Raw genomic sequence first — 26,687 nt, forward strand, 5'->3', positions numbered from 1 at the left:
CTGACTTTCGACCCACCCCCCCTTTCCGGGGTCCGAGGGGCCGATCTGCCCGGTTTTCGGGCATTTCAGGCCGATCCGCGTCGATTTCGAGGCCGGATCGAGGTGAACCGCTGGATTTTCGGGGGTGCCGCGCCCGACCCGCGGGATCAGGCGGGCGGCTGCCCGACTTCGAGCATCACAGGCGGGTGCTGGGTACCGATCACCCGCAGATGCACCGAGGCGCCCGCGTTGAGGCGGGCTAGTTCGTCCGGCGTCGGCTGCCATGCCGACACCATGGCCGGGGTGCCCTCGCCTGTGACGGCACAGTTCATCACCTCGTCGCGCAACGGCAGGCCCAGATAGCCCTGCGACTTGCCGATGATGCGGGTCACACCCTCAATCGCCGCGATAAGCATTGGCCCTCTCCTCTCGCTGCTTGTGCCGGTTGTGGCAGTCGGCGCACATGCACTGGACGTTAGTCCGGTCGAAGAATAGCTCACGGTTTCCACGGTGCGGGCGCTTGTGGTCCCCGACCAGGTTCGCGCTGTCATAGACCAGCCCGCACCGGACGCAGGTGAAGTAGGCCGAGACCAGGGCTTCCCATCGGATCGCCCGCCACTCTGCCGTCTTGTACCAGGCGCGCCAGGTATCAACACGATCCCGCGCCCTACCCGGCCCAAGACCAGACTGGCCGCGCGGCTTCAGTTGCCGCCCGCGCGGTGCGAGCTGCTTCATCCGTGCCATGCGATGTCCTGAGATAGGAAGCGCCCGCGAGGGCATCTGATCCCTGCGGGCGCAATTCCGGATAATAGTGATTCTGTTCTCACAGAGCGCCCTAAGGCGTCAAGAACTTTTTCTAACCCCGATAACCGATCATGGCATCCAGCGTCCCGCTGAGAGCCTCCAGTGCGGCCTTGCTGTTGCGCCCATTGTCCTGCCAATCGAACAGCACGAGCGCCTGCTTGATGGTCTTGCCCTTGAGACACACAGCATCGACCAGATCGCGCCGCGTGAAGATGTGCGGGGCGCGTTCGCCGGGCTGCAGATGACGGTGGCGCTGCGATGGCCGGACACGACGGAGCACGATCGCCGGGCCGATGCCAATGCGGCGGCGCATGCCTTCCAGCTCGGCAGAGAATTCTATGCGCCGATCCATCCAGTCGCGCCCCGCCCCGCCGCCGAACGACGACTGAAGGCTGGACAGCTTTGTGCCGTCTGCGGTCAGCAGCTCGACAAGGTCATGATAACGCCGGCCGACCGCGATCTGGCCCGGCGTCAGGGGCACAGGCCGCTTGGCACGCAGAGCGGCGGCGATCATGGCGTCGAACACATCCGCCCGCCGGATAGCGGCGCGGCCACCGAAACCCCGATGGACGGCCTCAACCTTGTCCGTCCCAACCGGCAGAAGTTCGATGTTGCGCTGCAGGACAAAGCCGCCCCTGGCAGGAGAAGGGGCAATGTCAGGACCGCATTCTTCCGGGATAGCCGCTGCAGCTTTGATCGCATGCAAACGAAGGGCCTCGGTCTTTTCAAACTGCTTGGCAGAAATCAACATCTTGTGGCCCTGTTCTTTCATTATTCTATCCGTTGTTTTCTTACGTTTCAGTTCAGGGACCATAGGGAGGATGGCAGAGATAAAGGGAGGTTAGAGGGAGGATGGTTAGGGAAGATAAAGGGAGAAAGATCAGAGAGTTGAGATGGTTAGGGAGGATAGGGATGATAATTCCCAACCACCGCACATGAGAGGCTTTCCCCCTGACCCCCTACTGACGCGCGCGCGCATGTGCGGAGGTCGGCATTTATGCTCCCCATGCTCCCTATACTCCCCATCCGCCCCCTAACCCCGTGATTTTTCAAGACCGGCCCCCGCACCCCATATCATCCCCAACCTCCCCGTAGGGACGATGATCCTCCCTGATCGCAGCAAGCGAGAGAGGGGTGCGGGGATCCTCAAGGGCACGGTATAAGGCTGGCCAGTAGCAGCGGCAGGCATCCTCCCTCGAGGACCGGACAATTTCCTCGGCCGATACTGTCGTAGATTGACTCCAAGCCTGCTTGCGTAACGCTGCAGGACGTTTGGATAAAAGGGAGGGAATCATGTCCGACGCAGCACGATCTGGCCAGTTTCTAGGCCAGCGGATGGGAGAGAAACAGGTCCATGAGCTTATGGGCCTCGCGCGCGGTCTTCTGGCTGATGGATCTCTGAACGACGACGAGATCAATTTCCTGCACCGCTGGCTTGCCGCCAACGACAGCGCAAGGGCCAATCCTCTGGTTTCTCGGCTGGTGGCCCGATTGGATGCTGCGCTGGCGGATGGAGTGATTGATGCCGAGGAACGTGCAGATCTCGTTTCAACTATGCAGGCCCTGACTCTTAATGACTTCGAACTTGGCGAGGTGCTGAAATCTTCGACTCTTCCGCTGTGCGATCCGCTTCCAACTATGGAACATGCGGGCAAGCGCCTATGCTTTACTGGCACCTTCACCTTTGGAACCCGCAAGGAATGCGAGGCGGCGGCATCAGCCTTGGGAGCTATCTGCGGATCGCTGACGCAAAAGACTGGGTATCTTGTCATAGGCGAATATGCGACTGAGTCATGGAAGCATTCGTCTTTCGGCAACAAGATCATGCAGGCAGTCGAATGGCGTGATGCGGGGCTTCCGATCCGCATCGTTTCCGAGCAACATTGGCGTCGCCATCTAGGCTGATCAGCCATTCCGAGCGCCCTTCCAGTTCACCCGGCCCGAGGTCGCGTCGATTGGCAGGTCGCGATAGAAGACGTCGCTGAAGCGGATGCCGTCATAGCGCATGATCCCGCTCGACTTGCGATCGGTGAATCCTTTCCCCGTGACGGCACTTCGCCAGGTGCGGGACTTGTCCTTCAGCCGCAGGCTGATGGTGCGGTCCTTCCACTGGCCCTCGCCTCTCTGGTCCATCCAGAAGTTGAAAGCCAGCACCAGGTCCTTCGTGGGCAGGCTGTCGGTTGACTCGCCCGTCACGACGCAGGCGCTGTCCAGGAACAGCCCGATCGGATCGGATTGCTCCCGATACTCGCGGGTGGCGTCCAGGACGGCTAAGGGCTCGCGCAAGCCGCCCTCGAGGTAATCCAGCAGCCCCTCGATCAGCCAGTTGAAGATGCCCGACCGTTCCGCCCACAGCTTCTCGCCAAGGGCGGGATCGCGTTCGGCCTTCGGGATCTGGACATCGAAGGGAACCAGCAGCACCCGCCGCCAGATGCCGTCATCGAGGCCGCGGATGTCAGGCTTGTGGTTGCCGCTGATCGTAAGCTTGAAATGCGGCTTGATCTCGAAGAAGTCCTTGTTGAGCGCGCGCACCAGGATCGGCTCGCCGCCGGTCAGTTCCTTGATCAGCCCTTCCTGCAGCTTCTCGCCCTCCTCGGGCTCAGAGGCGCGCACGAAGCGGGCACCGACAAGCGGGATGAGGTCAGGGGTGGCATCGCCGCCGCCGCGCCGGTTTCGCCCGGTCAGCGACTCGATCTTGGCCGTGCTGGCATAGTCGCCCATGATGCGGGCGATCAGGTCCACCAGAAGCGACTTCCCGTTGCCGCCGCCGCCGTGGAAGAAGCACAGCTTCTGTTCGCCGGTCAGGGCTGTCATCGAAAGCCCGAACCACCGCTTCAGGAAGCCCCGCATCTCCGGGTCCGGCATGATCCGGTTAAGGGTTTTTTCAAAGAGGTGGCGCTCGGCATCCGGCTCATAGCGCACCGGCATCATCTTGGTCATCAGCTGGTCGCGGGCATGGTCCAGGTGTTCGACCTCGGCCATGCGGCTGTAGCCCTCGCCCGGCCCGCCTGACACGGTAAACCGCAGAACGCCGCTTTCGCAGTTCACGTCCAGAACGGCCGCGTCAAGCAGCTCGAGCTTGCGGGACAGATCGACCGTTGATTCCTTCATGGCCGCGTCGATCTTGCCGCTGTTGCCCGACGACTTGGCGAACTTGCGATGCTCGCCCTTCTTTGACGACAGCAGCCGCTTCGTCGCCTCAATCTGGTGCAGCTTGGATTCGAGCTTGTCGCGTTCGGCCCGGGCTTCCTCGACCCCCTCGCCGCCGGCGTCGATCAGGTCTTCGACCTCGCGCAACCGGACGCGGACCTGGGGCGCTTCCGCCAGAAGCAGGTTCTGCCATTCGTCGAGGGCGAGATGCGGGATCTCCTTCTCGATCAGCCCGCCCAGCTGCTGGGCGTGGCGGCGTACCTCGATCTCGTCCGGATCCTGCTCCCACCGCTGACCGGACCAGACGAACCAGCCCACACGCGGCACGTAGATCACATCATCGCCGAAGTGCCGAACGAACCGCTGCCCGTTGCCGAAGTCGTTCAGCGGCAGGCTGGCGCATTCGCGGGGCAGATCGTCGCCCTCGGCATCAGGGGGTGCGGGGGATCCGTCATCCGGGCCGCGATCGTCAGGCTGCGGACCGGGATCGCTGCCATCATCTGCAGGCACGTCCATCCCGTCCGGCAGATCGATGCTTTCCGGCTCGGCCATGATGGCCCGGATCTCTTCAATTCCATCAGTCATTGGCCGATACGCTTTCCGTGCCGAGGGCGGCGCCCATCAGCAGATCATTCATGTCCTTCCCCTCGCCGGGGTGGACGATGCTGGCTTTCAGGCCGGGGCGCAGCGCCATGGCCCGGCGCAAGCCGGCAAGCAGCTTGGCGCGGGTCAACCGAGGTTCGCTGTCCCCGTCTTGGATGAAGATCAGGTGCCGCACCCATGCGGGCGGCACGAAGGCATCCTTGTCCGTCATATCGGGGATGCCGGCATAGCGCTGACCCCGCCCCAATTGGCGCTGACCGGCCATGTTGCCCAAGTCTACGCCGGCCCAATACGCCGTGCCGGACATGGGCGCGCCCCGAAGGGCGGACAGAGTGGATTCGATCCCTTCGCCCATGACCATGGTGTCGGCGCCGCGCGGGGTGAAGAGGTGGATCGCCCCACCCTTTTTTGAGCCATAAACCTTCTTGGTGGAAACCGTTTCCCCATCTTTGAACGGGTGGCGGATGACGGGCCTGCCCTTGCGCTGCGACAGGTCGATCCAGGTGCGATGCACACCGGTAAGTTGGCCGTCTGGACCATGGATCGCCGACAGCATCGCCGGACCCTCGTGCACCGTCTGGAATTCGTTCTGTCGGTTGGGCAGCGGCACGACCAGGCGCGCGGAAGGCTCGAACCGGCACCAGGAGGGCATAGGAATACCGGCCCGGGGCGGCAACCTGCGAAGCGTCAGGTAATCAACGACAACGGTATCATCCGAAGGCTGCGATGCGTCCCAAATCGCCCGGGCCCGCTTGATCGCCTCGAGACGGTGCCGATCGGCGTCTGCTTCGCGCTTGCGCTTGTTCTCTTCCTCACGGCGCCGGGCCGCCGCGCGCTGCTCCGGCGTCAGCTGCTGGGCCGGTCCGACCAGCCATTCGAGTGCAGCCGGAAAGTCCATGCCCAACACCAGCTGCACCAGGGCGATCTGGTCGCCCTTCGCACCGCAGACCCGGCAATTGAAGATCTGCTTCTGCAGGTTGATGCCGAACCGGTCTGTCCCACCGCAGCCGGCGCCGGGGCAAGGGCCGACGAGTTCACCGCTGGTGCGCACCAGACCGCCGATCTGCAGGCGATCGACCAGACTGGCCATGGGGATGCGGTGTGCGTCAGCAATGCGGGGATCGGCCTCGCGCATCAGAGGCGGGCCTTCTGCTGCAGCAGGCCCAAGGCCTTCGAGAGGCGGCGTCGTATATCCTGTGTGGCTGTGGATTTGGTGGCGCGGCAGGGGCAGTCTGCCAGGCAGACGCGCAACCCGTGAACTTCGGAGAGCGGGACGCGGATCACGGCGAATCCTTCCTCGATCCGAACGGTCGGCAACGGCTTCTGTTCTTCGATCGCAACCATGATCAGCCTTCGATATCGGCGCGGCCGGTCGGCATGGGCCAGCAAGCACGGATGACGGCCATGAACAGCTGTTCGCCCGCCTTCTGAAGGATCGAGGGGTTGCGGCGGGCCAGCGGGAAGGTGTCGGCGAAGTGCTTGACGGCAATCTGCATGGGGTCGTCGGCCGCAAAGGTCTCCCCGACAGCAATCACCGTATGACCCAGAACTTCCGGATCCGGCTCTCCCAGTTTGGACTTCATGGCAAGGCCGAGGGCGATCATCAGGGCCGCCTGCTTTCGTCTGTCATGTGCCATGGAAACGATCCCTTGTTCGTGATGTGCAGGGCGCCCAGAGGGAGGAGAGGCGCCCTGCACGACCGCCCGTGTCGGGACAGGCGGATGCGGAATAAAAAGGGCGGGACGGCGGACATTGCCGCCCCGCCAGTTACCGGCGGACAGGCAATGTCCCACACGGCAAAGATAGGTGCCCCGCCGCCCCAAGACGGCTCTCGGCCGGGCCAGCCGCAGGTTCCGCGATCAGGGATGTACGGTCCCGCCCGAGGCGGGCCCCAATCGCAGCGGGTTGAGGCCAGGTGCTGCGCCCCGACCATGTACCCCCGCCCCGGGCAACCTGAGACCCGTGTGCCATCAGCCGCCCCGCATGATCCGCTCGTACTCCGGCAGGCTGGCCTGCGCGAAATCGACATGGTCACCGGACGGGCGATGCATCCCTTCGCGCCAGTTGCAGGCGCAGGGCAGCGTCACGCTGAAATGCTCCGCGCAGTCCTCGGCGGTCCGGAAGCTGGCAATCATCAGCATCGACCACCGGCGCAGGAAGTCCTCGCGATCCGGGCGCCGCGCATGGGCGCGGCGCATCGCAGCGGAACTGCGGCCCCGGCCGCCAGGTGGAGGGGTCAAGGACATTTGCGCGGGCCTACCGCTATGCCGCGTCAGAGGCGCGGTTTTAAGAGGGATTGTCATGAGTACACTCTTGGTTGGGGTTGCTGGTCGAAATGGCCGCTTGAGGCATGGTGACCCAGGTCTCGAAGTCCACGGCCCCGCTGGTCGCCCGCTTGATTCGAGCAGCCAGTTCGATGCTCGGGGTCGCGAGACCCCTGACGAGGCGAGAGATGGTCGCCTGCGTCACACCGATTTCTGCGGCAAAATCTTCCTGCCGCGTATTTGTGTCGTCGAGGTAGGAGCGAAGGGTCATCATGGCTAGATATATACGTGTCAGGTATATACGGGTCAAGAATAAATATGCCCGGCGCTTATTCGACAGAACTTCGCTTAAGAAGCACTATCATTTCATGAACAACATTGCGCAAATCCGGAAGGTCAGAGGCCTCAGGCAGAACGACCTGGCTGAGATGGTGGGCGTTACCCAGCCTCACATCTCACGTATTGAAAAAGGCGACGAGGGGCCGCCCCTTTCGCTATTCCGCACCATCGCTGATGCACTGAACGTCCCTCTCGCTGCTCTGTTTTCAGACGAGCGAGCCGAGGCCGAACAAATGCTTATCGACGCCTTCCGCACGCTGCCCTCTGGGCGTCGCGAGGGATGGCTTGAGATGGCTCGCCTGATTCAGTCCGAAGCGAAAGCAGCTGATCAAGAAGACGATCGAAGTCGCGGTCAGGCAGACTAGCAACGATCTGAGCGAACTCGGCTACGTCTCTCTCTGGCATTTTCACTCCTCAGGCTTCAATAGAACATTAGGCGAACATTTGCCTGTGTGACAACCCTTGGCGGGTAAGACCTCTGTCGCAGCACCTGTTCCTTTGGACAGCCACATACGCGTCAAGCATATTTATACTTGACGCGTATATACCCTGCAAGCATATTTGGCCCATCGCAACCCGATGGAGCCCCGCGCTATGCGCCCCACCCTCACCGTCTCGCTTCCCGATGCGCATGCGGCCCTGACCGATGCCATCGCCCTTGTTTCCACCCCTGACATCGCTGCCCGCGCGCCGGTCTCGATCCGCCGCCTCGCCTGGGCGATCGTCGCCAGCCGCCATGGCCTCCAGGTCACGCAGCGCCACCGCCCGGCCAACTCCAGCGGAGGGCCGCGCTGATGCGCCCCGCCACGATGGCCTTGGCCTACCGCATCTGGGGTGACTGCCGCCTGCATGGCTGGGCCCGCACGGTGGCGGAGATCGCTGAAAGCCTGGGCGAGGATGCAGACCGGGTTCGCCGCGTCGCGCAACTCAAGGACTGGCTGCGCAGGATGCGGGCCACATCTGACCGCGATCGAGAGACGCCGCTGCTGACTGCGGACATCGACGCCCAGCTGGACCGCCTCGGCGGCGCCCGCCACTATGGCATCGAGGATCTGGCTGCATGATCCCGCCGATCGACATCACGCATGACACCCGCGACATCACCGGCTTGTGGCGTCGAATGACGGGCGATCAGGTCGACGCTGCAACCGCGCACCTGCGCAGCGGGCAGGTCATCACCGTCACAGTTTCCGGGCGCCGGCCCCTGGCAATGTGCCGGGCCGGCGCCTGCTTCCTCATCACCCCCCAAGCTGTCGCAGCCGTCGAATCCGAGGATCACGGCCGGCTGCACTGACCCTTCAAAAGGATTTGACCGCCATGACGCGCAGCTATCGCCCGTCCGACCACGACACGCACCGGACGTCCGTTCCAGGGCCGGACAGCCATTGGGCCTCCGTTCCAAGTCCGGACAGGCATCGGACCTCCGTTCCAATCGAGGGTTCCGAAGATAAGCCTCTGCCGATTGATCTGGCCGTCGCCCTCAACGACGATCCTGAGCCATGGCAGCAGCTGGCGCCTGCCTGTTGGGCGGCTGTCGTCGGCTTGGCCGTCGCGATCCTTGGCTCGTTCGCCATCCTGTGGGTGGTCTATGGGTGACCTCCGCATCATCATCGACGATCTGCGCGAGCGTCTGAACCAGCTGCCGAAGATCGATAGCCGCAGCGGCGAAGACGTGATGGACCAGCACCGTGTCCACCGTGCCGCCGCGCAGAAGCTGGGCGAGTACCTGACCGAGACCTACGGCGCCCTGGTGCGCGAACGGTCCGACGCGAACTCGATCACCATGAAGAAGATCCGGTCGTCCAGCACCGGCGGCCTGCATGGCGCATTCCGGAACTGGATCGCCGCTGCCGAGCGGAGGATTGAGCAGTGACCAAATCCCTCCGCCCTGTTTCCGATCTTGTGGATGCTTGGCTGCGCAAGCAGCACCCCGAAGGCCGGATCATTCACCCTGCAGATACTGTCGTCGAGTATCGGCTGGTGCCGGTCGAGTCTCTCGTGATCGACCGGCTCTATCAGCGCGCCCTTAGCGCCAAAGGCCGCAGCACAGTGGCTCGGATCATCTCGGATTTCTCCTGGCTGAAGTTCGGCGCGATTAGCGTTTCCCATCATGACGGCAAGCTTGCGGTCATTGATGGGCAGCATCGAGCAATCGCAGCGGCCGCGATCGGCATCAACCATGTCCCTGCCCTGGTCTCGCTGGCTGATGCATCGGGCGCAGCCGAAGCCGACGCATTTGTCGGGATTAACGATGTCAGAACCACTGTGACGCCGGTGGACAAGTTTCGGGCCAAGGTCGCGGCGGGCGATCCCCAGGCAGTGGAACTGGCCGACATCCTGCGTGAGCTGGATATCAGCACCGACATCGTGCCCGGCACGCCACTGCGGCCGCGCCAGACCCGATCGATCTCGGCACTCTACAAGCTGATCAAGGCGCACGGTCGAGGCATCGTGTTTACGTCGCTGGAAATTCTTTTGGATGGTCAGGAGGACAATCCTGAAGCCCTGTCCAGTCTGAACATCCAGGCTGTGGCCGAGGTCACCGAGCGCGTTGTGAAAGCGGGCGGTGACATCGATCGCCTCGCGCGGGTGATCGAGGAAACCGACTTCGACCCACTGGCCGAGTCGGCACGGCAGCTCAGGAAGATCAGCGGCGGGGCCATGAACTCGCACGCGGCAACCATGCTGATCCGCGCCTATGACAAGGGCTTGCGCAATTCCAAGCTGGGAAGTGCACCGGCATGATCCCGGCCGCCACCATCCCCCAGGTGCCGCAGATGCCCTGCACCGTAGACGAGGCCTGCTGGGTGGCGGGCACGGGCTTTCGAGTGATCGGCGACACTGGCGCCGCGTGCGCGGTCTTCGACTCGCCCTTGGCCGGAAAGATGCCCGTCGCCGATTGCGCCAGTCACCCGCTCCGCAGCCTGTTTCTCACGGGGACCTGCCCCGCTGAGGCGGGTGCAAGCCCTATGACCTTATCCGAGGTTCCGGCGGTCGCGGCCGTTCCGTTGCCCGCCACCGGAGCGCTCCTGGGAGGTGCTTTGGCCGTCGCAGTCATCGCCCGCCGCCTTGGCAACAACAAATCAGAAGGGAAATCGACATGAGCAAGTCGGCGAACGACCTTCCCATTCTTACGAATGACGAACGCCTCAAGCTGCAGGAGCTGCTTTGCACCCTTGCGCCGTTGATCGACGATCTCACCGAAGAGGCGACGGGGCAGTGCCTGCCCTTCATTCTGCTCACCTGGGACGGAAACGGCACCTTCCATGCCAGCAACGTAGACAAGGACTTCGCGAGCCAGGTCATGAGGATGCAGCTGGATCGGTGGAGCAAACAGCAGGACGTCCTGCCCACTATCGCGAGGCAGCACTGATGGCTAACCACCCCACGCTGCTCAGTGGCCTGATTGCCAGCATCCTCGCCGCCACCCTCGGCCGCCTGCGCCGCAAGCGCACCCTCACTTGGACCCGCACCAGCAGCGCCGAATTGCAGGCCGGGCCCTACAGCATCATCGACGAGCCGAACGTGCCCGAGGTCTGGGTCGTGATGGATCGTCGCGTGGTGTCGGAACATGACAGCAAGCGACAGGCCAAAGCTTGGTGCGAGCGGCACGCCAGCGAGGCGCGCCATGGCTGACCGCCCCATCCTGTTCAGCGGGCCGATGGTCCGCGCCATCCTCGAAGGCCGCAAGACGCAGACGCGGCGGGTGTTGAAGCTGCCGAAGCAAAAGACCCTGCGCGGGGAATGGGAAGCGACCACGATTGGCGGTCCCGGCGTGTGCTTGAAGGACGGCACTCCGGTCCCGGAACGCGCAGCGATCTGGCACACGCAGACCGGCTATTGCATGTCACCAGGATATGCCCCCGGCGACCGCCTTTGGGTTCGTGAAACCTGGGCAAAGGTAGGCGACGAGGCCGACGACATTCACGCCTGCCCCGATCTGCGCATCCACGCTTACTACCGCGCCGATGCGGTGGACCCGGAGCGGCAACGCTGGCGCCCCTCAATCCACATGCCCCGCTGGGCCAGCCGCCTGACGCTGACCGTGACCGATGTGCGCGTGCAGCGGTTGCAGGACATCAGCGAGGATGATGCGCGGGCGGAGGGATGCCCCTGCCAGACCGACGAGGAACTGGCTGGCATGGAGGCACACGGCTGGTTCCGCGACCTGTGGGACGGCCTGAACAAATCGCGCGGCTTCGGCTGGGGCACCAACCCTTGGGTCTGTGCGGTCTCATTCTCGGTCCAGAAGATTAACATCGATCAGTTGGAGGCAGCATGAGCCAGCTCAGCTTTGCTGAAGCTTCGCAGCTCCAGCGCGTCCAGATGATTGAGGAAGCTCTGGAAAAGGTACTCGATCGAGGTCCTGAGATGTCGGTCGAAAGCTTCCGATCTGGCGAGCCGATGCATGTCTGGGTGCTTACGCGACCAGGTCGCGATCAACGGACCGGCTACGACCTGAACCAGATGGCCCGCGAGATCGAGGCCCTGCTGCCATGACCCCGCTGCAGCAGTTCATTGCCCTCCGTCCGTTCGGCGGCTTCGACATGATCATGGCCGATCCGCCATGGCTCTATCAGCTGAGGTCGGAGAAGGGCGAAGAGAAGGCACCCCAGGCCCAGTACGCCTGCATGACGCTCGATGAGATCGCGGCCCTGCCCGTCTCTGCCCTTGCGGCCGATGATGCGGTGCTGTGGCTATGGGCGACCAACCCGCTGCTGCGCGATGCCTTCAAGATCATCGATGCCTGGGGCTTCCAATTCAAGACGGCTGGCCACTGGGTGAAGACGACGAAGAACGACAAGCTCAACTTCGGCACGGGCTACATCCTGCGCTGCGCCGGCGAGCCCTTCTTGATCGCCACCCGGGGCACACCGAAGACCACGAAGAGCACCAGGTCCGTCATCATGGGCCGGATCCGCGAGCACAGCCGCAAGCCTGAGGAAGCCTTCGCCGCGGCCGAGCAGCTGATGCCCGACGCCCGGCGGATCGAGGTCTTCAGCCGACAGAAGCGCCCCGGTTGGGTGAACTGGGGAAACGAAGCTGAAAAGTTTGGGAGCATCGATGGCACGGGTTGATATCTCTTACGCACCGCGCCTCCTGCCTACTCCGCAGGCCGCGGTCTACCTTGGCGTTAGCGAGACGAAGCTGCGCAGCCTGCCGATCCCCAGGACAATCCTGGATGGCAAGCGTCTATACGATCGGCTTGCTTTGGACGAATATGCCTCGGGCCTTCCCCGAGAGGGCGACGAGCCAGAGGCGAACACATGCGACGCGATCTTAAAGGCAATGCGGTGAAGCTTAAGCACGTCAAGACGATCACGAAGGCGAGCGGCACACGGCTTCATTACCTTGCCGTGCCAGGCCACAAGATGGTGCGCTTACCCGACGGACCGAAAGACACGCCAGAGTTTCTGATGGCTTATGCGGCAGCAATGGCCTCAAAGAAACCCGTTCAGGGGGGGCCGAAGCACTCGCCTGGCAGCATTGCAGAAGCACTGTCGGTCTATCAGCAATGCCCAGCATTCCTAGACTTGGCGCAGGCCACGCGAGAGCAGCGCCGCCGTCAGATAGACAAGATCGCGAAAACATGGGGGGCCGCCAAGCTTGCCGACCTTCGTGAAACTCACATCGAGGCAGACTTGGCGAAGCTTTCCGGGCATCCCGCAAACAGCCGGCTGAAAGTCTGGCGGGGGTTCTGCGCGTGGGCCAAAGCAACGCGACGAATCAGCACCGACCCTACATCCGGCGTCGATAAACGGGCGACCAAGAAGTCCGATGGCCATACCCCTTGGACAGCAGCGGATATCGAGAAGTTTCGTCAGCATTGGCCCTTGGACACACCGCAGCGGCTGGCGATGGAACTCCTGTACTGGTTCGGCTGCCGCGCATCGGACGTTGTGCGGCTAGGTCCCGGCATGGTCGACCGCGAAGGCTGGCTGACCTTTCGGCAGAAGAAGACAGGGGGCGAGGTATCTGTACCGTTCAACCGCGCGCTTCCTGCCTTCGCCAGAGGCATGAAGACAGACCTGGACATGCTTAAAGAAGCTATCGCTGCCGCGCCCAAGCATATGACTTGGCTTGTGACACTTTACGGCGCTGCTCGGTCACATAAGGCTTTCAGCAGTTGGTTTGCCGAGGCGGCCGCAGCCGCCGGAGTGCAGGATGGCAAGTCCGCCCACGGCCTCCGCAAGGCACGAGCAGAATCACTTGCTGAAGCAGGCGCGACGACGCACCAGATCGCCGCGTGGACAGGACACGAAACCCTGTCCGAGGTACAGCGGTACGCAAAGGCCGCAGATCGGCGACGGGTCCTCTCGGGACCGGATGAAGAACAGGAATTGGAAACCGGTCTGGAAACTGGACTGGAAACCGCAATAAAATGAAGCGAAAACAATGGTCTTCAGAAGTACTGGCGATCCCGGAAGGAATCGAACCCTCAACCTGCCGATTAGAAGTCGGCTGCTCTATCCAGTTGAGCTACGGGACCGTCAGGGCGATCTTTTGCGGGATCGCGCGGTGATGCGCAAGTCACAGCGTGCGGGTCATGAAGACGCTGTTGGGATCCAGCCGATAGCTGCCGAAGGGCGGGCATTCGGCAAAGCCGCCGCGGGAATAAAGCGCGCGGGCTGCGGCAAAGCTGGGCTGGGCGCCGGTTTCCAGCGACAGGCGCGACAGGCCCACCCGCCGCGCGTGGTCGATCAGTCGGTCAAGCATCAGGCGCGACAGGCCGCTGCCCCGCGCCTCGGCCAGGACATGCATGGACTTGAGTTCTCCATGCGTCGGATCAAGGCGCTTCAGCGCGGCCATTCCTACTGCCGCGCCGTCCTGGCGCAGCACGAAGAAGTCGATGTCGGGCGAAACAAGGTCCTCGCGCGGCATCATGTGGATGGATTCGGGCGGAGTGTCCGCCTGCATGTCCGCCGTGTGCCGGTGAAACAGCAAGGCCAGATCATCGGCCAGCGGGGATTCCATGGCAAAGGAGGGGGTACGGGTCACGGTGGCCTCTTGACGATGGACCATGATTACCTGTGATCGCGCGACCCGGCAACCGATTGAAAAAGGGCGGCCTTGACGGCCGCCCCTGATGCGCTGTGACTGTAATCACGCCGCGCGCGACAGCAGCACTTCCTCGACCCGCTTCTGGGCAGCGCCTTCGTCCAGGCCGTTGACGGCCGCGACTTCGCGGGTCAGCCGGTCAAGGGCGGCTTCGTAAAGCTGGCGTTCCGAATAGGACTGTTCGCGCTGATCGTCGTTGCGGTGCAGGTCGCGCACGACCTCGGCGATGGACATCAGGTCGCCCGAGTTGATCTTCTGGTCATATTCCTGGGCGCGGCGCGACCACATCGCGCGCTTGACGCGGGCCTTGCCCTTCAGCGTCTCCAGGGCGCGGTCGATCAGGTCGGGCGTGGACAGGCTGCGCATCCCGATTTCCGAGGCACGGGCGGTCGGCACCCGCAGGGTCATCTTGTCCTTCTCGAAGGAAATCACGAACATCTCCAGCCGCAGGCCAGCAACCTCTTGCTCGTCGATCGACACGATGCGGCCGACGCCGTGGGCCGGATAGACAACAAAATCGTCAGGACGGAATTCGTTTTTCTTGGTCTTGGACATCTGGCTTCCTCTAGGTAGTGCCTTTAGAAGGACACAAAGAACCGAAAGCAGCGAATGCCGCCTCCGGCCTGTCATCACTCATGTGTTTTGTCCTGGCCTGGCAGAAGGCAAGGTTCGGCAGATTCTGGGGGACGCATCTTCTGGGCCTCTGACTCCCATCAGATGCGAATGTTTGCTGAACATAACACAAATGAGACGCTAAAAAAAGCATCCTGTCGGGAACTTTCGTCGCACCTGTGGCAAGGGTGCTATGATCTGCGTTTCAAGCAGTTACGCCGCATCAAGCCGCCACAACGAGTGCGGCGGCCGCGAATCGCGACAATCAGTCGCCCTCGCCCGGCGCTTCCGAGAAATACTTGTCCAGCTTGCCCGGCACCCCGTCCATCTCGGCGGCGGTCGGCAGCGGCTCTTTCTTCTGGGTGATGACCGGCCAAATCTCGGAATATTTGCGATTGAACTCGACCCATTCCTCCATCGCCGGCTCGGTATCGGGACGGATCGCGTCGGCAGGGCATTCGGGTTCGCAGACGCCGCAGTCGATGCATTCGTCGGGATGGATCACCAGCGTGTTCTCGCCCTCGTAAAAGCAATCCACGGGACAGACCTCGACGCAATCGGTGTATTTGCACATGATGCAATTGTCGGTCACGACATAGGTCATTGCAGGCTCCATTCTCGACAGGCGCTAGTTACGCCCCGGTCGCCGATCATTCAAGGCCGTGCCGCCTGAAAAGACCGCCGTTTCGGGTCGGGGCCTTGGGCGCAAACCCTGTCCCGCCAAGCGGGCCCTCGGCTAGACGCCGGTTCCGCCACCCTCTGCGTCAAGGTCGTGGTAAAGGCCCTGCGCCTCGGTTGCGGGGCCGCGCCGCTGACCCAAGGCCGTCACCTCGAGTGCGCGGATCTGCCCATGGGCCGAGACGGTGACCCGGTCGCCCGGCCGGACCAGCTTGCCGGGCTTCTTGCAGGACTGGTCGTTCACCCGGACCCCGCCGGCCTCGATCCGTTCAACGGCAATCGCGCGGGACTTGAAGACCCGCGCGAAGAAAAGCCACTTGTCCAGGCGCAGCGCGCCGGCGTCTTCCGTCACTTCTTGTCCTTGAGCGCCGCCAGGATCGCGAAGGGGCTGTCCGGATCTGCCTTCTTCTCGGGACGCGAGGAGAAGGTAGCGGGCTTGTTGTGCTGCGGCTTGCCGCCCTTCTTGAAGCCGTCCTTGCCACGAGGCTTGCCACCTTCGCCGTGACCGCGATCCTCACGGCGTTCCCGGTTCGGGCGGCCGCCCTCGGGGCGGTCATGACGTTCGGCGCGTTCGGGCCGGTCAGCGCGCGGCTCGCGCGGGGCATCGGGCGCGTTGTCGCGGCGCGGACCGCCGCGCCGGCCCTGCCCTTCGCCCTGCGGGCGGCGGTTCTGCCGAGGCTTGGGTGCCCAGCGGAAGGTGTAGAAAACCTCCATCTCGGGCGCGGCTTCCTCGACGGGTTCGCCTGCGGCCTGGGCCTCGGCGCGGCGCTTCTCGGCCTGCTCGGCCTCCCAGCGGGCGCGGGTCTCGGCCGCGAGGACGCTTTCCTCCTCGGTCATCGGGGCGTCCGAGGTCGCCTCCGCCTCGGGGACGGGCGCTGCGGCCACAGGCTCGGCCGCCTTGACCTTGGCACGCTCGCCACGTTCGGCCGCATAGCCCAGACCGTCCATGAGGCGAGAGAACTGTTCCAGCGTCATGCCCGTGATCGACAGCATGTCGGGATTGGCCTCGAAGCCGCCGCGCGTGTCCTGCGTGCGCAGCAGGTCGGCCAGCCGTTCCAGCATGTCGATGCGGATGGCGCGTTCACCGGCGGGACGATAGCCCGACAGCGTGTAATGCTGTTCCGGCACGTCAGCGATATGCGGGATGGTGACCAGGCCGGGGGGCGGGCTTTCGGGGAAGGTATCCAGCCCCTCGGCCAGGGACCACAGGACCAGCCGCAGCCGGGTCGGCGCGGGTTTCAGCAGCGCAGGCATGAAGATCGTGAACTGACCGAAGCGGACGCCATGCTTGCGCAACGCGCCGCGCGCGTCCTGGTCCAGTTCCTTGACCTCGTGCGCCACGCCATCCCGCGGCAGGATGCCCAGCGATTCGACCAGCCGGAAGGCGAAGCCGCGGGCAAGGCCAGTCAGGGCTTCGTCCTTCTGCAGGGTCAGCAGGGGTTCGAACAGCGCGGCGACCTTGCGGTCGATGAAATGCTGCAGCCGGCGCTTCACCTTCTCGGCGATCTCGGGGCCGGCTTCCTCGTCCACAAAGACCTCGACGCCGGGATGCAGCGCGTCAGACCCGCGCACCAGCTTGCCGACGGCAGAGCTGCCCCACATCAGGCCACCCTGTTCGGTATAGTCCAGCTCGGTATCGGGCGCGTTATAGAACCGGTCCGCCCGCAGGTGGAACTCGGGGCGCAGCGCCTCGTAGCTGGCGCGGTTCAGCATCCGTGCCTCGTCGGCCGATCCGGTCTGGTCGGGGCGGAAGCGGAAACCTTCCAAGCGGCCGGCGAATTCGCCCTCGACCGTCACTTCGCCCTTATCGTTCACTTCGGCCACAAGGCTCTCCTTCTGCTTGAGCCGGCGCAGCAGCACCGAGGTGCGCCGGTCCACAAATCGTTGGGTCAGCGCCGCGTGCAGCGCGTCTGACAAGCGGTCTTCTACCGCGCGCGTCTCGCCGCGCCAATGGCTTTCGTCCTGAACCCAGCCAGATCTCTGCGCCACATAGGTCCAGGTGCGGATATAGGCCAGCCGTTTTGAAATGGCATCTATGTCGCCATGCGTCCGGTCGATCCGCTTGATCGCATTCCCCAGCCAGTCCGACGGGATCGCTCCATCCTGCAGGAATCCGAAGATTCGCGCCAGCAAGCTGGTATGTTCGGCAGGCGAGATGCCGCGGAAGTCGGGAACGCGGCACACGTCCCACAAAAGCCGCACATCCTGCCCGCCCTGGACGCGGTCGCGGATTTCGGGGATCTCACGCAGGGTCTTCAATGCCTGCACGTCATCCGCATCCCGACCCTTGCCCAGCAGGGCATGGCCGGACGGCGCTTCCAGGCTTTCGACCAGCCTGTCCATCGTGCCGAACTGAAGATCGGTGTTGCGCCAGGTCAGCCGCTGGATGGGGGCAAAGCGGTGGTTCTCGATCGCGTCGATCAGGCCTTCGTCCAGAATACCGGCTTCTCCGGTCACGCCAAAGGTGCCGGATTCGGTGTGCCGCCCTGCCCGGCCAGCGATCTGGCCCATCTCGTGCGGGAACAGCGGGCGGACGCGGCGGCCGTCGAACTTGTGCGTGGCGCTGAAGGCCACATGCCGGATGTCGAGGTTCAGGCCCATGCCGATCGCATCGGTGGCAACGAGGTAATCCACCTCTCCGGCCTGATACATCGCCACTTGGGCGTTTCGGGTGCGGGGCGACAGCGCGCCCATCACCACCGCGCAGCCTCCCTTCTGCCGCCGGATCAGTTCGGCCATGGCATAGACGTCATCGACGGAAAAGCCCACGATCGCCGACCGCGCGGGCATCCGCGACAGCTTCTTGGACCCTGACCAGGACAGTTGCGACAGCCGGTCGCGCCGCTGGAACTGGACGCCCGGAATCAGGGAGGCAATGGCGGGGCGCATCGTGTCGCTGCCCAGGAACAGCGTCTCGTGCAGGCCCCGCATCTTCAGCAGGCGGTCGGTGAAGACATGGCCGCGTTCGGGATCGGCGCAAAGCTGGATCTCGTCGATGGCCACGAAATCGGCGGCAATGTCGGGCATCGCTTCGGTCGTGGCGACCCAGTATTGCACCCGTTCGGGGACGATCCGCTCTTCCCCGGTCACCAGGGCCACGACCGAAGGCCCCCGCGCCTTGACGATCCGGTCATAGACCTCTCGTGCAAGCAGGCGCAGCGGCAGGCCGATCACGCCGGTGCGGTGCGCCAGCATCCGCTCGATCGCGTAATGCGTTTTCCCGGTGTTGGTCGGGCCAAGGATGGCCGTCACGCGGCCGCGTTCATGAATTGTCATGGGCTAGATATCGGTGCCGTCCTGCTGGCGTTCCAGACGCGCCGCGCCATCAATCGCCTCTTGCTGGTGGGGATGGATGGTCAGGCTTTGGCGATAGGCCCCAAGCGCGCGGTCAGTATCGCCCGTTTCCTCCAGCATCATGGCCAGTTGGGTCATGGCCTGGAAATGGCGGGGTTCCAGTTGCAGCGTCCGCGCAAGATCCTGCAAGGCTGGCCCGAACTGGCCAAGGGCCGCATAGGCTGCGGCGCGGGTATAGAAGCCGTTGGCGAAGTCAGGCGCATGGTCCGTCAACGCGGTCAGATGGCCCACTGCCGCCTGCGGATCGCCTTCGTCTAGGGCACGCTCTCCCCGTTGCAACAGCAGGTCCATCGCGGCCGATCCCGATTTCGACCACTCGCGCAGGATATCCGATTCGGCGATGCGCCAGCCCTCGCCCGCCGGATCGGCAAGGCGGCGGAACAAGTCGTCCATGTCGGGCCGTTCCTGCCCCATGGCCGCCCCTGCTGCCAGAAAGGCGGCAGGGATAAGGAAAAGCGTAACCATTCGGTGGCAGATTGCCGCGACGACATTATGGAAAATGTGGCGGACGGGGCGCATATGAAGGATGTTAACCAGCCCGCACCCCGGGCGCCAGCCCACCTGAAACGAAAGAGCTGAAAATGAGCAAAGTTGTGAACGCCGCCGTCGAGAAACTGAACGAGAAGATCGGCAGCTTCGGCTCGACCGCGAAATTCGTGATCGAGGATGAGGGTGCGATCATGATCGACGAAAATGGCGTCCGCGCAGGAGACGAAGAGGCCGAGGTGACCCTGTTCGCCAGCCGCGACACCTTTGAAGGCATCATGAACGGCAGCGTGAACCCTGCCACCGCCTTCATGACCGGCAAGCTGAAGATCGACGGCTCGATGGGCGTCGCGATGCAACTGGGCCAGGCCCTGTCCTGATCCAGTCGTGGCCACGCGGCAGGCCCCCTTCAGGCAGTTGCCGGGCGATCCCCTTCGCCCCGCAGAGGCCTTTTGGGCGCAGGCTGACGACGGCATAAGCTTGCGGCTGGCCCATTGGCCTGCCGCGACCGCCAGCCGGGGCAGCATCCTGCTGTTTCCCGGCCGCACCGAATATATCGAGAAATATGCGCGCATTGCCGCTGCGCTGACCCAGTCGGGCTACGATGTGATCGCGATCGACTGGCGCGGACAGGGATTGTCGGCACGTTTGCAGCAGAATGCCCGGTTGGGCCATGTGGCGCAATTTTCCGATTATCAGCGCGACGTGGCCCAGATGGTCGAGGCCGCTACAGACCGGAACCTGCCCCGCCCCTGGCACCTGCTGGCCCATTCGATGGGCGGCTGCATCGGGCTGGCGGCGCTGCTGGAAGGCCTGTCGGTCGCCTCGGCCGCCTTTTCTGCACCCATGTGGGGGATCAACCTGCGGCAGATGCCGCACGGCATTGCGGTTGGAATGGCCTATCTTGCCGGCCGGCTGGGCCGCGGCGGACAGTTGGCCCCCGGCAGCGGCGCGCTTGGAACCTATGTGCTGGATGAATCCTTCAGCGCCAATCTTCTGACGGAAGATGCGGCTGAATGGTGCCAGATGGTGCGCGAGGCTGCGGCTTGGCCCGACATGACGCTGGGCGGGGCCAGCTTCGACTGGGTGGGCAAGGCGCTGAACGAATGCCTGCGCCTGTCCAGGATCCCCTCTCCCGACCTGCCTGCCCTTGTCAGCCTGGGGACTGAAGAACGGATCGTCTCTCCTGCGGCCATCCGTGACCGCATGTCCCGCTGGCCACGCGGCACCCTGGTCGAGATGGCTGGCGCGCGACACGAGGTGATGATGTGCAGTCCCGAACGCCGGACTGCCTTCCTGTCGGCGGTCCTGGAAATGTTCGGCGAACAGGCCTAGCCTTCGTCGACGGCGTCCTGCGGGATGTGGATCGGCGTGACCTTGTCGGCCGAGGCCGCAGCAGGCAGCCGCAAACGCAGTTTCTTGATCCGCCGCTGATCGGCGTCCACCACCTCGAACTCGGCGCCCGAGCCATGGGGGATGATCTCTCCCTGCGCGGGCAGGTGGCCCGCCAGCACGAAGACCAGCCCACCAAGGGTGTCCACATCCTCGTCATCTTCGGGAATGGCAAGGGACAGGCCGGTCTCGGCCTCGACATCCGACAAAGGCGCGCGGGCCTGGATCAGCCACTGGCCGGGCTTTTCCAGCAGCCAGAGGCTGCCCTCGGCCTCGTCATGCTCGTCCTCGATTTCTCCGATGACCTGCTCGATCAGGTCTTCGATGGTGACCAGGCCATCCACCCCGCCATATTCGTCGATGACCAAGGCCATGTGGATGCGCTTCTGCTGCATCTGCTGCAGCAGCACGCCAATGGACATGGACGGCGGGACGTAAAGCAGCGGGCGCAGCATCGGGCGCAGTTGGAAATCGCCGCCCTGCCCGAAGCCGTGCTTCAACGCCAGGTCCTTGAGGTGGATCATGCCCAAGGGGCTGTCCATCGTCTCGCCATAAATCGGCAGGCGCGAAAAGCCGTGTTCGCGGAACAGGCCGACCAGGTCGTCCAGGCTGCTCGTCTCGGGGGCAGCCACCATCTCGGCCTTGGGGACGGCAACGTCCTCGACCCGCATCCGCCGCAGGTTCACCATGCCGGGCGCGACCTGCGCCGGGGCGCGGTCGTCTGCGTCCGCATCATCGTCCCCGCCCGTCAGGGCGTCGAAGAAGCGCCCCAGGAAACCCCGCGCGGCGGGAAGATCCCGTCCCTCCCCTCCGACACCGTCGGCGGCACTGGCCGCGTCGGCACCAAGGGGCGGGGCGGGTAATCGAGACTCGGAGTTCATCAGACCTTCTCTTGATAAGGGTCGGGAATATTCAGCCGCGACAGGATCGAACGCTCGGCGGCTTCCATTGTTTCCGCATCTGCGTCGTTCATGTGGTCATAGCCCAGAAGATGCAGCGTCGCGTGGACCAGCAGGTGGGTCACGTGGTCCGCCACCGGCTTGCCTTGCGCCGCAGCCTCGGCCAGGCAGGTGTCATAGGCGATGGCGATGTCGCCCAGTTCCTCCTCGTCCGGCAGGTCGGGCGTGGCGCCGGGTTCATGGGGAAGATGCTCGACCGAGGGCCAGGACAGCACGTTGGTCGCGCGGGGCTTGCCGCGGAAATCCGCATTCAGGCTTGCGATGCGACTGTCGTCGCAGCCCATGACGACAACTTCGCCGCCGATGCCGTGCCAGGTCAGCGCGGCCGCGACGGCGCGTTCCGCCAGGGCCTCAAGCCCCAGCGTTTCCCATCGGTCATCCTCGATGACGCAATCGGTGGATATGTCGTCAGGCATCGCCTCGCATTGCCCGGCGGGGTGCGTATTGTCCGCGCGGTCCCTCTGATTCGCCACGCGCCAGGGCGGCGGCATCCTCGGTGTCATACGCCTCGATGATGCGGGCGACAAGCGGGTGGCGCACGACATCCTTGGCGGTGAAATAGCTGAAGCTGATCCCCTTGACCCCGTCCAGGATGCGTTCGGCATCGACAAGGCCAGACTGTATCCCGCGCGGCAGGTCGATCTGGGTGCGGTCGCCGGTCACGACCATGCGCGACCCCTCGCCCAGCCGGGTCAGGAACATCTTCATCTGCATGGTGGTGGCGTTCTGCGCCTCGTCCAGAACGACAAAGGCATTGGCCAGCGTGCGCCCGCGCATGAAGGCCAGGGGCGCGATCTCGATCCGCTTTTCCTCCATCAGCTTCTGCATCTGCTTGGCGGGAAGAAAGTCGTTCAGCGCGTCGTAAAGCGGCTGCATATAGGGATCGACCTTCTCCTTCATGTCACCGGGCAGAAAGCCCAGCCGTTCGCCCGCCTCGACGGCCGGGCGGGACAGGATGATCTTGTCGACATGCCCGCCGATCAGCATCGTGACGCCGACCGCGACCGCCAGATAGGTCTTGCCGGTGCCCGCCGGGCCAATGCCGAAGGCCAGTTCGTTCTGGAACAGCGACCGGACATAGGCCTTTTGCGCATCCGTGCGCGGCTCGATGGATTTCTTGCGGGTGCGCAATTCGTAATCGCCGGCCGCGAACATCTCGAGCTGTTCGGCGGGGGTCGCAGGGGTCGAGCCTTCGACACCCATGCGCAACGCAGCCTCGATCTCGGCAAGCGAAACGGGGCGGCCCTGTTCCAGCCGCGCATAGAGCCCGCGCAGCAGCAGCGCGGCCTCGGCCTGGGCCTCGGGGGTGCCGACGACTGCCAGCTGGTTGCCTCGGCGCAGGATGTGGACGCCAAGCGCCTCCTCGATGCGGGCAAGGTGGCGGTCGTTCGCGCCGCACAGGTCGATCAGCAGCCGGTTGTCGGGAAGTTCCAGCAGGGTTTCGTTCGAAGGTGTCGCGACGGGGGGCGTAGGCGTAAGGCCCAAATCTCTCTCCTGCTCAGGTCGTGCTATTCATGGTGGCGATCCGAAGGGATTCGCACAAGGTCATGTTGCAGATTCATGTGGCATTAATGTCACATGTCCGGCCCAGGAACTCGGCCAGTGGGGGTGCGGAGTCCATCGCGACAACTGCCCCGTCCCAGGCGATCCGTCCGTCCTGCAGCAACGCCACCCGGTCGCCGATGGCCCGGACCGAGTCCATGTCATGGGTGATCGTGATCGCTGTCGCCCCTGTCTCGGTCACGATACCCCGGATCAGGTCGTTGATCCTGCGCGCCCGGATCGGATCCAGTCCGGTCGTCGGTTCGTCGAAGAAGATCACCGAGGGGTCGTCCGCGATGGCACGGGCCAGCCCCGCCCGCTTGGCCATTCCACCCGAAAGCTCCGCGGGCATCAGGTCCGCCGTTTCCGGTCCCAGACCGACCCGCGCTAGCTTTTCCACGGCGATGGCACGGGCCTTGCGGTCGGGCATCCGCTGGCGCAGGCGGAAGGCCACGTTCTGCCAGACGGTCAGGCTGTCGAACAGCGCCGCACCCTGGAACAGCATCCCGAAGCGGGCCAGGAAGTCCGGGCGCGCGGCACGGTCCAGCGGGCGACCCTGCCAGAGGATCTGCCCCCCTTCAGGCACGGTCAGGCCCAGGATGCACTTGAGCAGCACCGACTTGCCGGTGCCGGACTGGCCGATCACGCACAGGCTTTCGCCCTGCCCCACCGTCAGGTCCACGCCGGCCAGGACCGGTTTGCCGCCGAAGGATTTGCGCAATCCGGTGACCTGGATCATTCGAAGAACAGCCCCGTCAGGATGAAATTGGCCGCCAGGATGCCCACGGCCGCGGCAACGACGGCGGATTTCGTGGCTCGTCCCACGCCCGCCGCGCCGCGACCGGAATGGATGCCGAACCAGCAGCCGGACACTGCGACGATCAGACCGAAGACGGCGCCCTTCAGCAGTCCGGACAGCACGTCCCATCGTTCCAGATAAGCCGCGCTGTTGGACAGATAAGCGGCCGAGTTGAAGCCAAGCGACTGGGTGCCGACCAGCCAGCCGCCCATGATGCCGATGATGTCCCCGACCGCGACAAGTGCGGGAACAGTCAGCATCGCCGCCCACAGCCGGGGGGTCACCAGCCACCGCATCGGATCGGTCGACAAGGTCACAAGCGCGTCGATCTGTTCCGTCACCTTCATCGTGCCGATCTCCGCCGCGATGCTGCTGGCGACGCGGGCCGCGACCATCAGCCCGCCAAGAACCGGGCCAAGTTCCCGGACCATGCCAATGGCGACGATGGCGGGAACGACGTCGCTGGCCTGGAAGCGTGCGCCGCCTGAATGGATCTGCAGGGCAAGCGCCGCGCCGGTGAACAGCGCCGTCAGCCCCACAACCGGCAGGGACAGCCAGCCGATCTGGACCAGTTGCGCCGCAAGCCCGCGCACGTGGAAGGGCCGCAGCCGGAACAGCCCGCGCAGCGTGAACAGCGCAACGGCGCCGATGCCGCGCGTCATGGACAGCGTGGCGCGACCGATCAGGCGGACTGGGTTCACCGATAGGCCCGGTCGTAGCGATGACCAAGCGAGGTCAGGATCTCATACCCGATAGTCCCGGCATATTCCGCAAGCCTATCAACTGATTGCGCCGGACATATCAGGTCAAGCGTCAAGGGCACCTGCGCAAGATCAGTGACATCAGCCGTGATCAGGTCCATCGACACGCGGCCAACGATGGGGCAAGGCGCGTCGCCGGCATAAAGGCTTGCGCCCTTCGAGGAGATCGCGCGCAGAATGCCATCGGCATAGCCCGCCGCGACCGTGGCGATGCGGCGGGGCGCGTCGGCGGTCCAGGTCGCGCTGTAGCCGACGAACTCGCCCGGCTGGACGTTGCGCGTCTGGATCACCGGCAGCGACAGGCGCACCACCGGCTGCGCATCGGCAAAGGGCAGCGCGCCGTAAAGACCGATGCCCGGGCGCACCAAGTCGAAGTGGTAATTCGGTCCCAGCAGGATCCCCCCGGTCGCGGACAGGGACCGCGGCACGTCGCAGCCATCCGTCACCTGGCGAAAAACGGCCAGTTGTGCGGCATTGGCAGGATGACCGGGTTCGTCCGCGCAAGCCAGGTGCGACATGATGAAGTCGGGCTTGGCGGCCAGAGCTTCGGCCTTGATCGCAGCCCAGTCGGCGGGTTCCAGCCCCAGCCGGTTCATGCCCGTATCAAGTTGGATCGCGAAGGGCTTGCCCGGCCGCATCGTCCGGTCGCGGAAGAACTGCTCGAGGCTGTTCAGGACCGGGACGAGGCCCGTCAGGTCCGCGCCTTCCATATGCCCGGACAGGACGTTGATGCTGGCATCGATCGGCAGATGCGGGCGCAGGGCTCGGCCTTCGCCGGCCAAGGCCACGAAAAAGTCGCGGGCGCCGGCTTGGTAAAGCGCGGTCGCGACGCGGGCCGCCCCCAGGCCATAGGCGTCGGCCTTGACCACGGCTGCAGCGCGGGCGCCAGGGGCCTTGGCGGCAAGCGCCTTCCAGTTGGCGACGATGGCGTGCAGGTCGATATGCAGGGTCATGGCGGGCGTCCCGTTCAGCTTGGCGTCTTCAACCAGATATCCACCCGGGCTTCCACCTGTTTCAGACGAATTGCTCTCTCAGCAGGCGTTCATCCAGCCCATGGCCGTTGTCGAACAGCAATCGGTGGCGCACGTCTCCGGCGCTGCGGATGTGGACCCGCACCACATGGCGGACCGACCGCGAATCCGCGTCCGCCATGACCGGTCGGCGATCGGGGGTCAGCACCTCGACCTCGACCTCGGCACCCTTGGGCAGAAGCGCGCCGCGCCAGCGACGAGGACGGAATGGGGCGATGGCCGTCAGGGCCAGAACCTCGGAATTGATAGGAAGAATAGGGCCATGCGCGGAATAGTTATACGCCGTCGAGCCTGCGGGCGTGGCGATCAACGCCCCGTCGCAGACCAGTTCCTCCATCCGCATGCGCCCATCCACGTGGATGCGCAGCTTTGCGGCCTGCGGACCCTCGCGCAACATGCTGACCTCGTTGATGGCCAGCATTTCATGGACGGATCCATCAGCGCGGTAAGCCCGCATCCGCAGGGGATTGATGACGGTTTCCTCGGCTGCGGCCAGCCGTTCGACCAGCCCGTCCTCGGCAAAGCCGTTCATCAGGAAGCCGACCGTGCCCCGGTTCATGCCATAGACCGGCAGGTCGCGGTCCGTCAGCGCGTGCAGGGTCTGCAGCATGAAGCCGTCCCCGCCAAGCGCCACGACCACATCCGCGCGGTCCAGATCCACCGCCCCGTATCGCGCCGAAAGAACCGGCAGCGCCTGTTGCGCGATCTCGGCCTCGCTGGCCGTGAAGTGGATCTTCGGCGCCATGATGTCCCTGTCCCTTTGCCGGGAAGCATCGGACGGGGCATGAGCCATTGCAAGCCCCGTCGCCCCTGTCATGTCCTTCGTCGCATTTGTGACTTTCCGCACCGTCACCCATGGGATAAGAGGGCGCGGA

At 64.4% G+C, this 26,687-nt stretch carries 39 protein-coding genes and 1 tRNA gene; 17 read left to right on the forward strand and 23 right to left on the reverse strand.

Annotation, left to right across the window (positions count from 1 at the left end; all coding sequences use genetic code 11):
• Positions 1 to 146 precede the first annotated feature (146 nt).
• The 3 genes from FIU66_RS07270 to FIU66_RS07280 all read right to left on the reverse strand — a co-directional run bounded on the left by FIU66_RS07270 (position 147) and on the right by FIU66_RS07280 (position 1,555).
• The gene (locus FIU66_RS07270; RefSeq protein ID WP_167622075.1) at positions 147 to 395 is read right to left on the reverse strand and encodes a hypothetical protein; all 249 of its coding nucleotides are present in this window, start codon (positions 393 to 395) and stop codon (positions 147 to 149) included.
• Positions 376 to 714 carry an HNH endonuclease gene (locus FIU66_RS07275; protein ID WP_167622076.1) on the reverse strand — a complete coding sequence of 113 codons (339 nt, stop codon included), beginning with the start codon at positions 712 to 714 and terminating at the stop codon, positions 376 to 378. The genes FIU66_RS07270 and FIU66_RS07275 overlap by 20 nt, the downstream gene beginning before the upstream one ends.
• A gap of 121 nt (positions 715 to 835) precedes the next feature.
• On the reverse strand, positions 836 to 1,555 hold the full coding sequence (locus FIU66_RS07280; protein ID WP_167622077.1) for a hypothetical protein: 720 nt from the start codon (positions 1,553 to 1,555) through the stop codon (positions 836 to 838).
• Positions 1,556 to 2,076: 521 nt separating this feature from the next.
• Between FIU66_RS07280 and FIU66_RS07285 the strand changes: the two genes are divergently transcribed.
• Positions 2,077 to 2,688: a BRCT domain-containing protein gene (locus tag FIU66_RS07285; RefSeq protein WP_167622078.1), complete on the forward strand. Its 612-nt coding sequence runs from the start codon at positions 2,077 to 2,079 to the stop codon at positions 2,686 to 2,688.
• Here FIU66_RS07285 and FIU66_RS07290 read toward each other — a convergent pair whose 3' ends face one another.
• The 6 genes from FIU66_RS07290 to FIU66_RS07315 all read right to left on the reverse strand — a co-directional run bounded on the left by FIU66_RS07290 (position 2,689) and on the right by FIU66_RS07315 (position 7,074).
• On the reverse strand, positions 2,689 to 4,518 hold the full coding sequence (locus tag FIU66_RS07290) for a phage/plasmid primase, P4 family (protein WP_167622079.1): 1,830 nt from the start codon (positions 4,516 to 4,518) through the stop codon (positions 2,689 to 2,691).
• Positions 4,511 to 5,671 (reverse strand): hypothetical protein, encoded by a 1,161-nt coding sequence (locus FIU66_RS07295; RefSeq protein WP_167622080.1) that lies wholly within the window; start codon positions 5,669 to 5,671, stop codon positions 4,511 to 4,513. The genes FIU66_RS07290 and FIU66_RS07295 overlap by 8 nt, the downstream gene beginning before the upstream one ends.
• Positions 5,671 to 5,880 (reverse strand): hypothetical protein, encoded by a 210-nt coding sequence (locus tag FIU66_RS07300; RefSeq protein WP_167622081.1) that lies wholly within the window; start codon positions 5,878 to 5,880, stop codon positions 5,671 to 5,673. The genes FIU66_RS07295 and FIU66_RS07300 overlap by 1 nt, the downstream gene beginning before the upstream one ends.
• 2 nt (positions 5,881 to 5,882) lie before the next feature.
• Complete coding sequence (locus FIU66_RS07305) at positions 5,883 to 6,140, reverse strand: hypothetical protein (protein ID WP_167622082.1); 258 nt, start codon at positions 6,138 to 6,140, stop codon at positions 5,883 to 5,885.
• Between the two features lie 366 nt (positions 6,141 to 6,506).
• Entirely contained in the window at positions 6,507 to 6,776 is a 270-nt protein-coding gene (locus tag FIU66_RS07310; RefSeq protein WP_167622083.1) for a hypothetical protein, read from the reverse strand.
• Positions 6,777 to 6,822: 46 nt separating this feature from the next.
• On the reverse strand, positions 6,823 to 7,074 hold the full coding sequence (locus tag FIU66_RS07315) for a helix-turn-helix transcriptional regulator (protein WP_167622084.1): 252 nt from the start codon (positions 7,072 to 7,074) through the stop codon (positions 6,823 to 6,825).
• A 94-nt stretch (positions 7,075 to 7,168) separates the two neighbouring features.
• On the opposite strand from FIU66_RS07315, the gene FIU66_RS07320 reads away from it, so the two are divergent.
• The 14 genes from FIU66_RS07320 (at position 7,169) to FIU66_RS07385 (ending at position 13,525) form a co-directional block, all read left to right on the forward strand.
• Positions 7,169 to 7,504, forward strand: a complete 336-nt coding sequence (locus tag FIU66_RS07320) for a helix-turn-helix domain-containing protein (RefSeq protein ID WP_167622085.1) — start codon at positions 7,169 to 7,171, stop codon at positions 7,502 to 7,504.
• 229 nt (positions 7,505 to 7,733) lie between these two features.
• The gene (locus tag FIU66_RS07325; protein ID WP_167622086.1) at positions 7,734 to 7,934 is read left to right on the forward strand and encodes a hypothetical protein; all 201 of its coding nucleotides are present in this window, start codon (positions 7,734 to 7,736) and stop codon (positions 7,932 to 7,934) included.
• The gene (locus tag FIU66_RS07330) at positions 7,934 to 8,203 is read left to right on the forward strand and encodes a hypothetical protein (protein WP_167622087.1); all 270 of its coding nucleotides are present in this window, start codon (positions 7,934 to 7,936) and stop codon (positions 8,201 to 8,203) included. Before FIU66_RS07325 ends, FIU66_RS07330 begins: the two co-directional genes overlap by 1 nt.
• Complete coding sequence (locus FIU66_RS07335) at positions 8,200 to 8,433, forward strand: hypothetical protein (RefSeq protein WP_167622088.1); 234 nt, start codon at positions 8,200 to 8,202, stop codon at positions 8,431 to 8,433. Before FIU66_RS07330 ends, FIU66_RS07335 begins: the two co-directional genes overlap by 4 nt.
• A 23-nt stretch (positions 8,434 to 8,456) precedes the next feature.
• Positions 8,457 to 8,735 carry a hypothetical protein gene (locus tag FIU66_RS07340; protein ID WP_167622089.1) on the forward strand — a complete coding sequence of 93 codons (279 nt, stop codon included), beginning with the start codon at positions 8,457 to 8,459 and terminating at the stop codon, positions 8,733 to 8,735.
• Positions 8,728 to 9,012 (forward strand): hypothetical protein, encoded by a 285-nt coding sequence (locus tag FIU66_RS07345; protein WP_167622090.1) that lies wholly within the window; start codon positions 8,728 to 8,730, stop codon positions 9,010 to 9,012. The genes FIU66_RS07340 and FIU66_RS07345 overlap by 8 nt, the downstream gene beginning before the upstream one ends.
• Entirely contained in the window at positions 9,009 to 9,884 is an 876-nt protein-coding gene (locus FIU66_RS07350) for a DUF6551 family protein (RefSeq protein WP_167622091.1), read from the forward strand. Before FIU66_RS07345 ends, FIU66_RS07350 begins: the two co-directional genes overlap by 4 nt.
• Positions 9,881 to 10,243, forward strand: a complete 363-nt coding sequence (locus tag FIU66_RS07355) for a hypothetical protein (RefSeq protein ID WP_167622092.1) — start codon at positions 9,881 to 9,883, stop codon at positions 10,241 to 10,243. The genes FIU66_RS07350 and FIU66_RS07355 overlap by 4 nt, the downstream gene beginning before the upstream one ends.
• Positions 10,240 to 10,512 carry a hypothetical protein gene (locus tag FIU66_RS07360; protein WP_167622093.1) on the forward strand — a complete coding sequence of 91 codons (273 nt, stop codon included), beginning with the start codon at positions 10,240 to 10,242 and terminating at the stop codon, positions 10,510 to 10,512. The genes FIU66_RS07355 and FIU66_RS07360 overlap by 4 nt, the downstream gene beginning before the upstream one ends.
• The gene (locus FIU66_RS07365) at positions 10,512 to 10,775 is read left to right on the forward strand and encodes a hypothetical protein (protein WP_167622094.1); all 264 of its coding nucleotides are present in this window, start codon (positions 10,512 to 10,514) and stop codon (positions 10,773 to 10,775) included. Before FIU66_RS07360 ends, FIU66_RS07365 begins: the two co-directional genes overlap by 1 nt.
• A complete protein-coding gene (locus FIU66_RS07370) occupies positions 10,768 to 11,421 on the forward strand; it encodes a hypothetical protein (protein WP_167622095.1) in 654 nt (217 codons plus the stop codon). The genes FIU66_RS07365 and FIU66_RS07370 overlap by 8 nt, the downstream gene beginning before the upstream one ends.
• Complete coding sequence (locus tag FIU66_RS07375) at positions 11,418 to 11,639, forward strand: hypothetical protein (RefSeq protein ID WP_167622096.1); 222 nt, start codon at positions 11,418 to 11,420, stop codon at positions 11,637 to 11,639. The genes FIU66_RS07370 and FIU66_RS07375 overlap by 4 nt, the downstream gene beginning before the upstream one ends.
• The gene (locus FIU66_RS07380) at positions 11,636 to 12,217 is read left to right on the forward strand and encodes an MT-A70 family methyltransferase (protein ID WP_167622097.1); all 582 of its coding nucleotides are present in this window, start codon (positions 11,636 to 11,638) and stop codon (positions 12,215 to 12,217) included. The genes FIU66_RS07375 and FIU66_RS07380 overlap by 4 nt, the downstream gene beginning before the upstream one ends.
• A 189-nt stretch (positions 12,218 to 12,406) precedes the next feature.
• Positions 12,407 to 13,525: a tyrosine-type recombinase/integrase gene (locus tag FIU66_RS07385; RefSeq protein WP_167622098.1), complete on the forward strand. Its 1,119-nt coding sequence runs from the start codon at positions 12,407 to 12,409 to the stop codon at positions 13,523 to 13,525.
• Between the two features lie 27 nt (positions 13,526 to 13,552).
• On the opposite strand, the gene FIU66_RS07390 is transcribed toward FIU66_RS07385, so the two are convergent.
• The 7 genes from FIU66_RS07390 to FIU66_RS07420 form a co-directional block, all read right to left on the reverse strand.
• Positions 13,553 to 13,629: transfer RNA gene (locus tag FIU66_RS07390), tRNA-Arg, on the reverse strand.
• Between the two features lie 41 nt (positions 13,630 to 13,670).
• Positions 13,671 to 14,162 carry a GNAT family N-acetyltransferase gene (locus tag FIU66_RS07395; protein ID WP_370528906.1) on the reverse strand — a complete coding sequence of 164 codons (492 nt, stop codon included), beginning with the start codon at positions 14,160 to 14,162 and terminating at the stop codon, positions 13,671 to 13,673.
• Positions 14,163 to 14,243: 81 nt separating this feature from the next.
• Positions 14,244 to 14,753 carry a CarD family transcriptional regulator gene (locus tag FIU66_RS07400; RefSeq protein ID WP_167622099.1) on the reverse strand — a complete coding sequence of 170 codons (510 nt, stop codon included), beginning with the start codon at positions 14,751 to 14,753 and terminating at the stop codon, positions 14,244 to 14,246.
• A gap of 322 nt (positions 14,754 to 15,075) precedes the next feature.
• Positions 15,076 to 15,414, reverse strand: a complete 339-nt coding sequence (gene fdxA / locus FIU66_RS07405; RefSeq protein WP_167622100.1) for a ferredoxin FdxA — start codon at positions 15,412 to 15,414, stop codon at positions 15,076 to 15,078.
• A 132-nt stretch (positions 15,415 to 15,546) separates the two neighbouring features.
• The gene (locus FIU66_RS07410) at positions 15,547 to 15,840 is read right to left on the reverse strand and encodes an RNA-binding S4 domain-containing protein (RefSeq protein WP_167622101.1); all 294 of its coding nucleotides are present in this window, start codon (positions 15,838 to 15,840) and stop codon (positions 15,547 to 15,549) included.
• Positions 15,837 to 18,764, reverse strand: coding sequence for a helicase-related protein (locus FIU66_RS07415; protein ID WP_240544634.1), 2,928 nt, complete (start codon positions 18,762 to 18,764; stop codon positions 15,837 to 15,839). Before FIU66_RS07415 ends, FIU66_RS07410 begins: the two co-directional genes overlap by 4 nt.
• Positions 18,765 to 18,767: 3 nt before the next feature.
• A complete protein-coding gene (locus FIU66_RS07420; RefSeq protein ID WP_167622102.1) occupies positions 18,768 to 19,307 on the reverse strand; it encodes a tetratricopeptide repeat protein in 540 nt (179 codons plus the stop codon).
• Positions 19,308 to 19,423: 116 nt separating this feature from the next.
• Here FIU66_RS07420 and FIU66_RS07425 point away from each other — a divergent pair, with 116 nt between their 5' ends.
• Both FIU66_RS07425 and FIU66_RS07430 read left to right on the forward strand, forming a co-directional pair.
• On the forward strand, positions 19,424 to 19,708 hold the full coding sequence (locus tag FIU66_RS07425) for an SCP2 sterol-binding domain-containing protein (protein ID WP_167622103.1): 285 nt from the start codon (positions 19,424 to 19,426) through the stop codon (positions 19,706 to 19,708).
• A gap of 7 nt (positions 19,709 to 19,715) precedes the next feature.
• Positions 19,716 to 20,663, forward strand: coding sequence for an alpha/beta fold hydrolase (locus tag FIU66_RS07430; RefSeq protein WP_167622104.1), 948 nt, complete (start codon positions 19,716 to 19,718; stop codon positions 20,661 to 20,663).
• Here the strand turns inward: FIU66_RS07430 and FIU66_RS07435 are convergent.
• From FIU66_RS07435 to FIU66_RS07465, 7 genes are all read right to left on the reverse strand, one after another.
• Positions 20,660 to 21,601, reverse strand: a complete 942-nt coding sequence (locus FIU66_RS07435) for a hemolysin family protein (protein ID WP_167622105.1) — start codon at positions 21,599 to 21,601, stop codon at positions 20,660 to 20,662. The two genes, FIU66_RS07430 and FIU66_RS07435, sit on opposite strands and share 4 nt — an antisense overlap.
• The gene (gene ybeY, locus FIU66_RS07440; protein WP_167622106.1) at positions 21,601 to 22,095 is read right to left on the reverse strand and encodes an rRNA maturation RNase YbeY; all 495 of its coding nucleotides are present in this window, start codon (positions 22,093 to 22,095) and stop codon (positions 21,601 to 21,603) included. The genes FIU66_RS07435 and ybeY overlap by 1 nt, the downstream gene beginning before the upstream one ends.
• Complete coding sequence (locus FIU66_RS07445) at positions 22,088 to 23,164, reverse strand: PhoH family protein (protein WP_240544635.1); 1,077 nt, start codon at positions 23,162 to 23,164, stop codon at positions 22,088 to 22,090. The genes ybeY and FIU66_RS07445 overlap by 8 nt, the downstream gene beginning before the upstream one ends.
• A gap of 73 nt (positions 23,165 to 23,237) precedes the next feature.
• A complete protein-coding gene (locus FIU66_RS07450) occupies positions 23,238 to 23,960 on the reverse strand; it encodes an ABC transporter ATP-binding protein (RefSeq protein ID WP_167622107.1) in 723 nt (240 codons plus the stop codon).
• Positions 23,957 to 24,721 (reverse strand): ABC transporter permease, encoded by a 765-nt coding sequence (locus FIU66_RS07455; protein WP_167622108.1) that lies wholly within the window; start codon positions 24,719 to 24,721, stop codon positions 23,957 to 23,959. The genes FIU66_RS07450 and FIU66_RS07455 overlap by 4 nt, the downstream gene beginning before the upstream one ends.
• Positions 24,718 to 25,734 carry an alanine racemase gene (alr, locus tag FIU66_RS07460; RefSeq protein WP_167622109.1) on the reverse strand — a complete coding sequence of 339 codons (1,017 nt, stop codon included), beginning with the start codon at positions 25,732 to 25,734 and terminating at the stop codon, positions 24,718 to 24,720. Before alr ends, FIU66_RS07455 begins: the two co-directional genes overlap by 4 nt.
• Positions 25,735 to 25,795: 61 nt before the next feature.
• A complete protein-coding gene (locus FIU66_RS07465; protein ID WP_167622110.1) occupies positions 25,796 to 26,557 on the reverse strand; it encodes an NAD kinase in 762 nt (253 codons plus the stop codon).
• Positions 26,558 to 26,687: the final 130 nt, after the last annotated feature.

Origin of the sequence: Paracoccus sp. AK26 (assembly GCF_011801365.1) — a bacterium.
GTDB classification, from domain to species: Bacteria; Pseudomonadota; Alphaproteobacteria; order Rhodobacterales; family Rhodobacteraceae; genus Paracoccus; species Paracoccus aerius.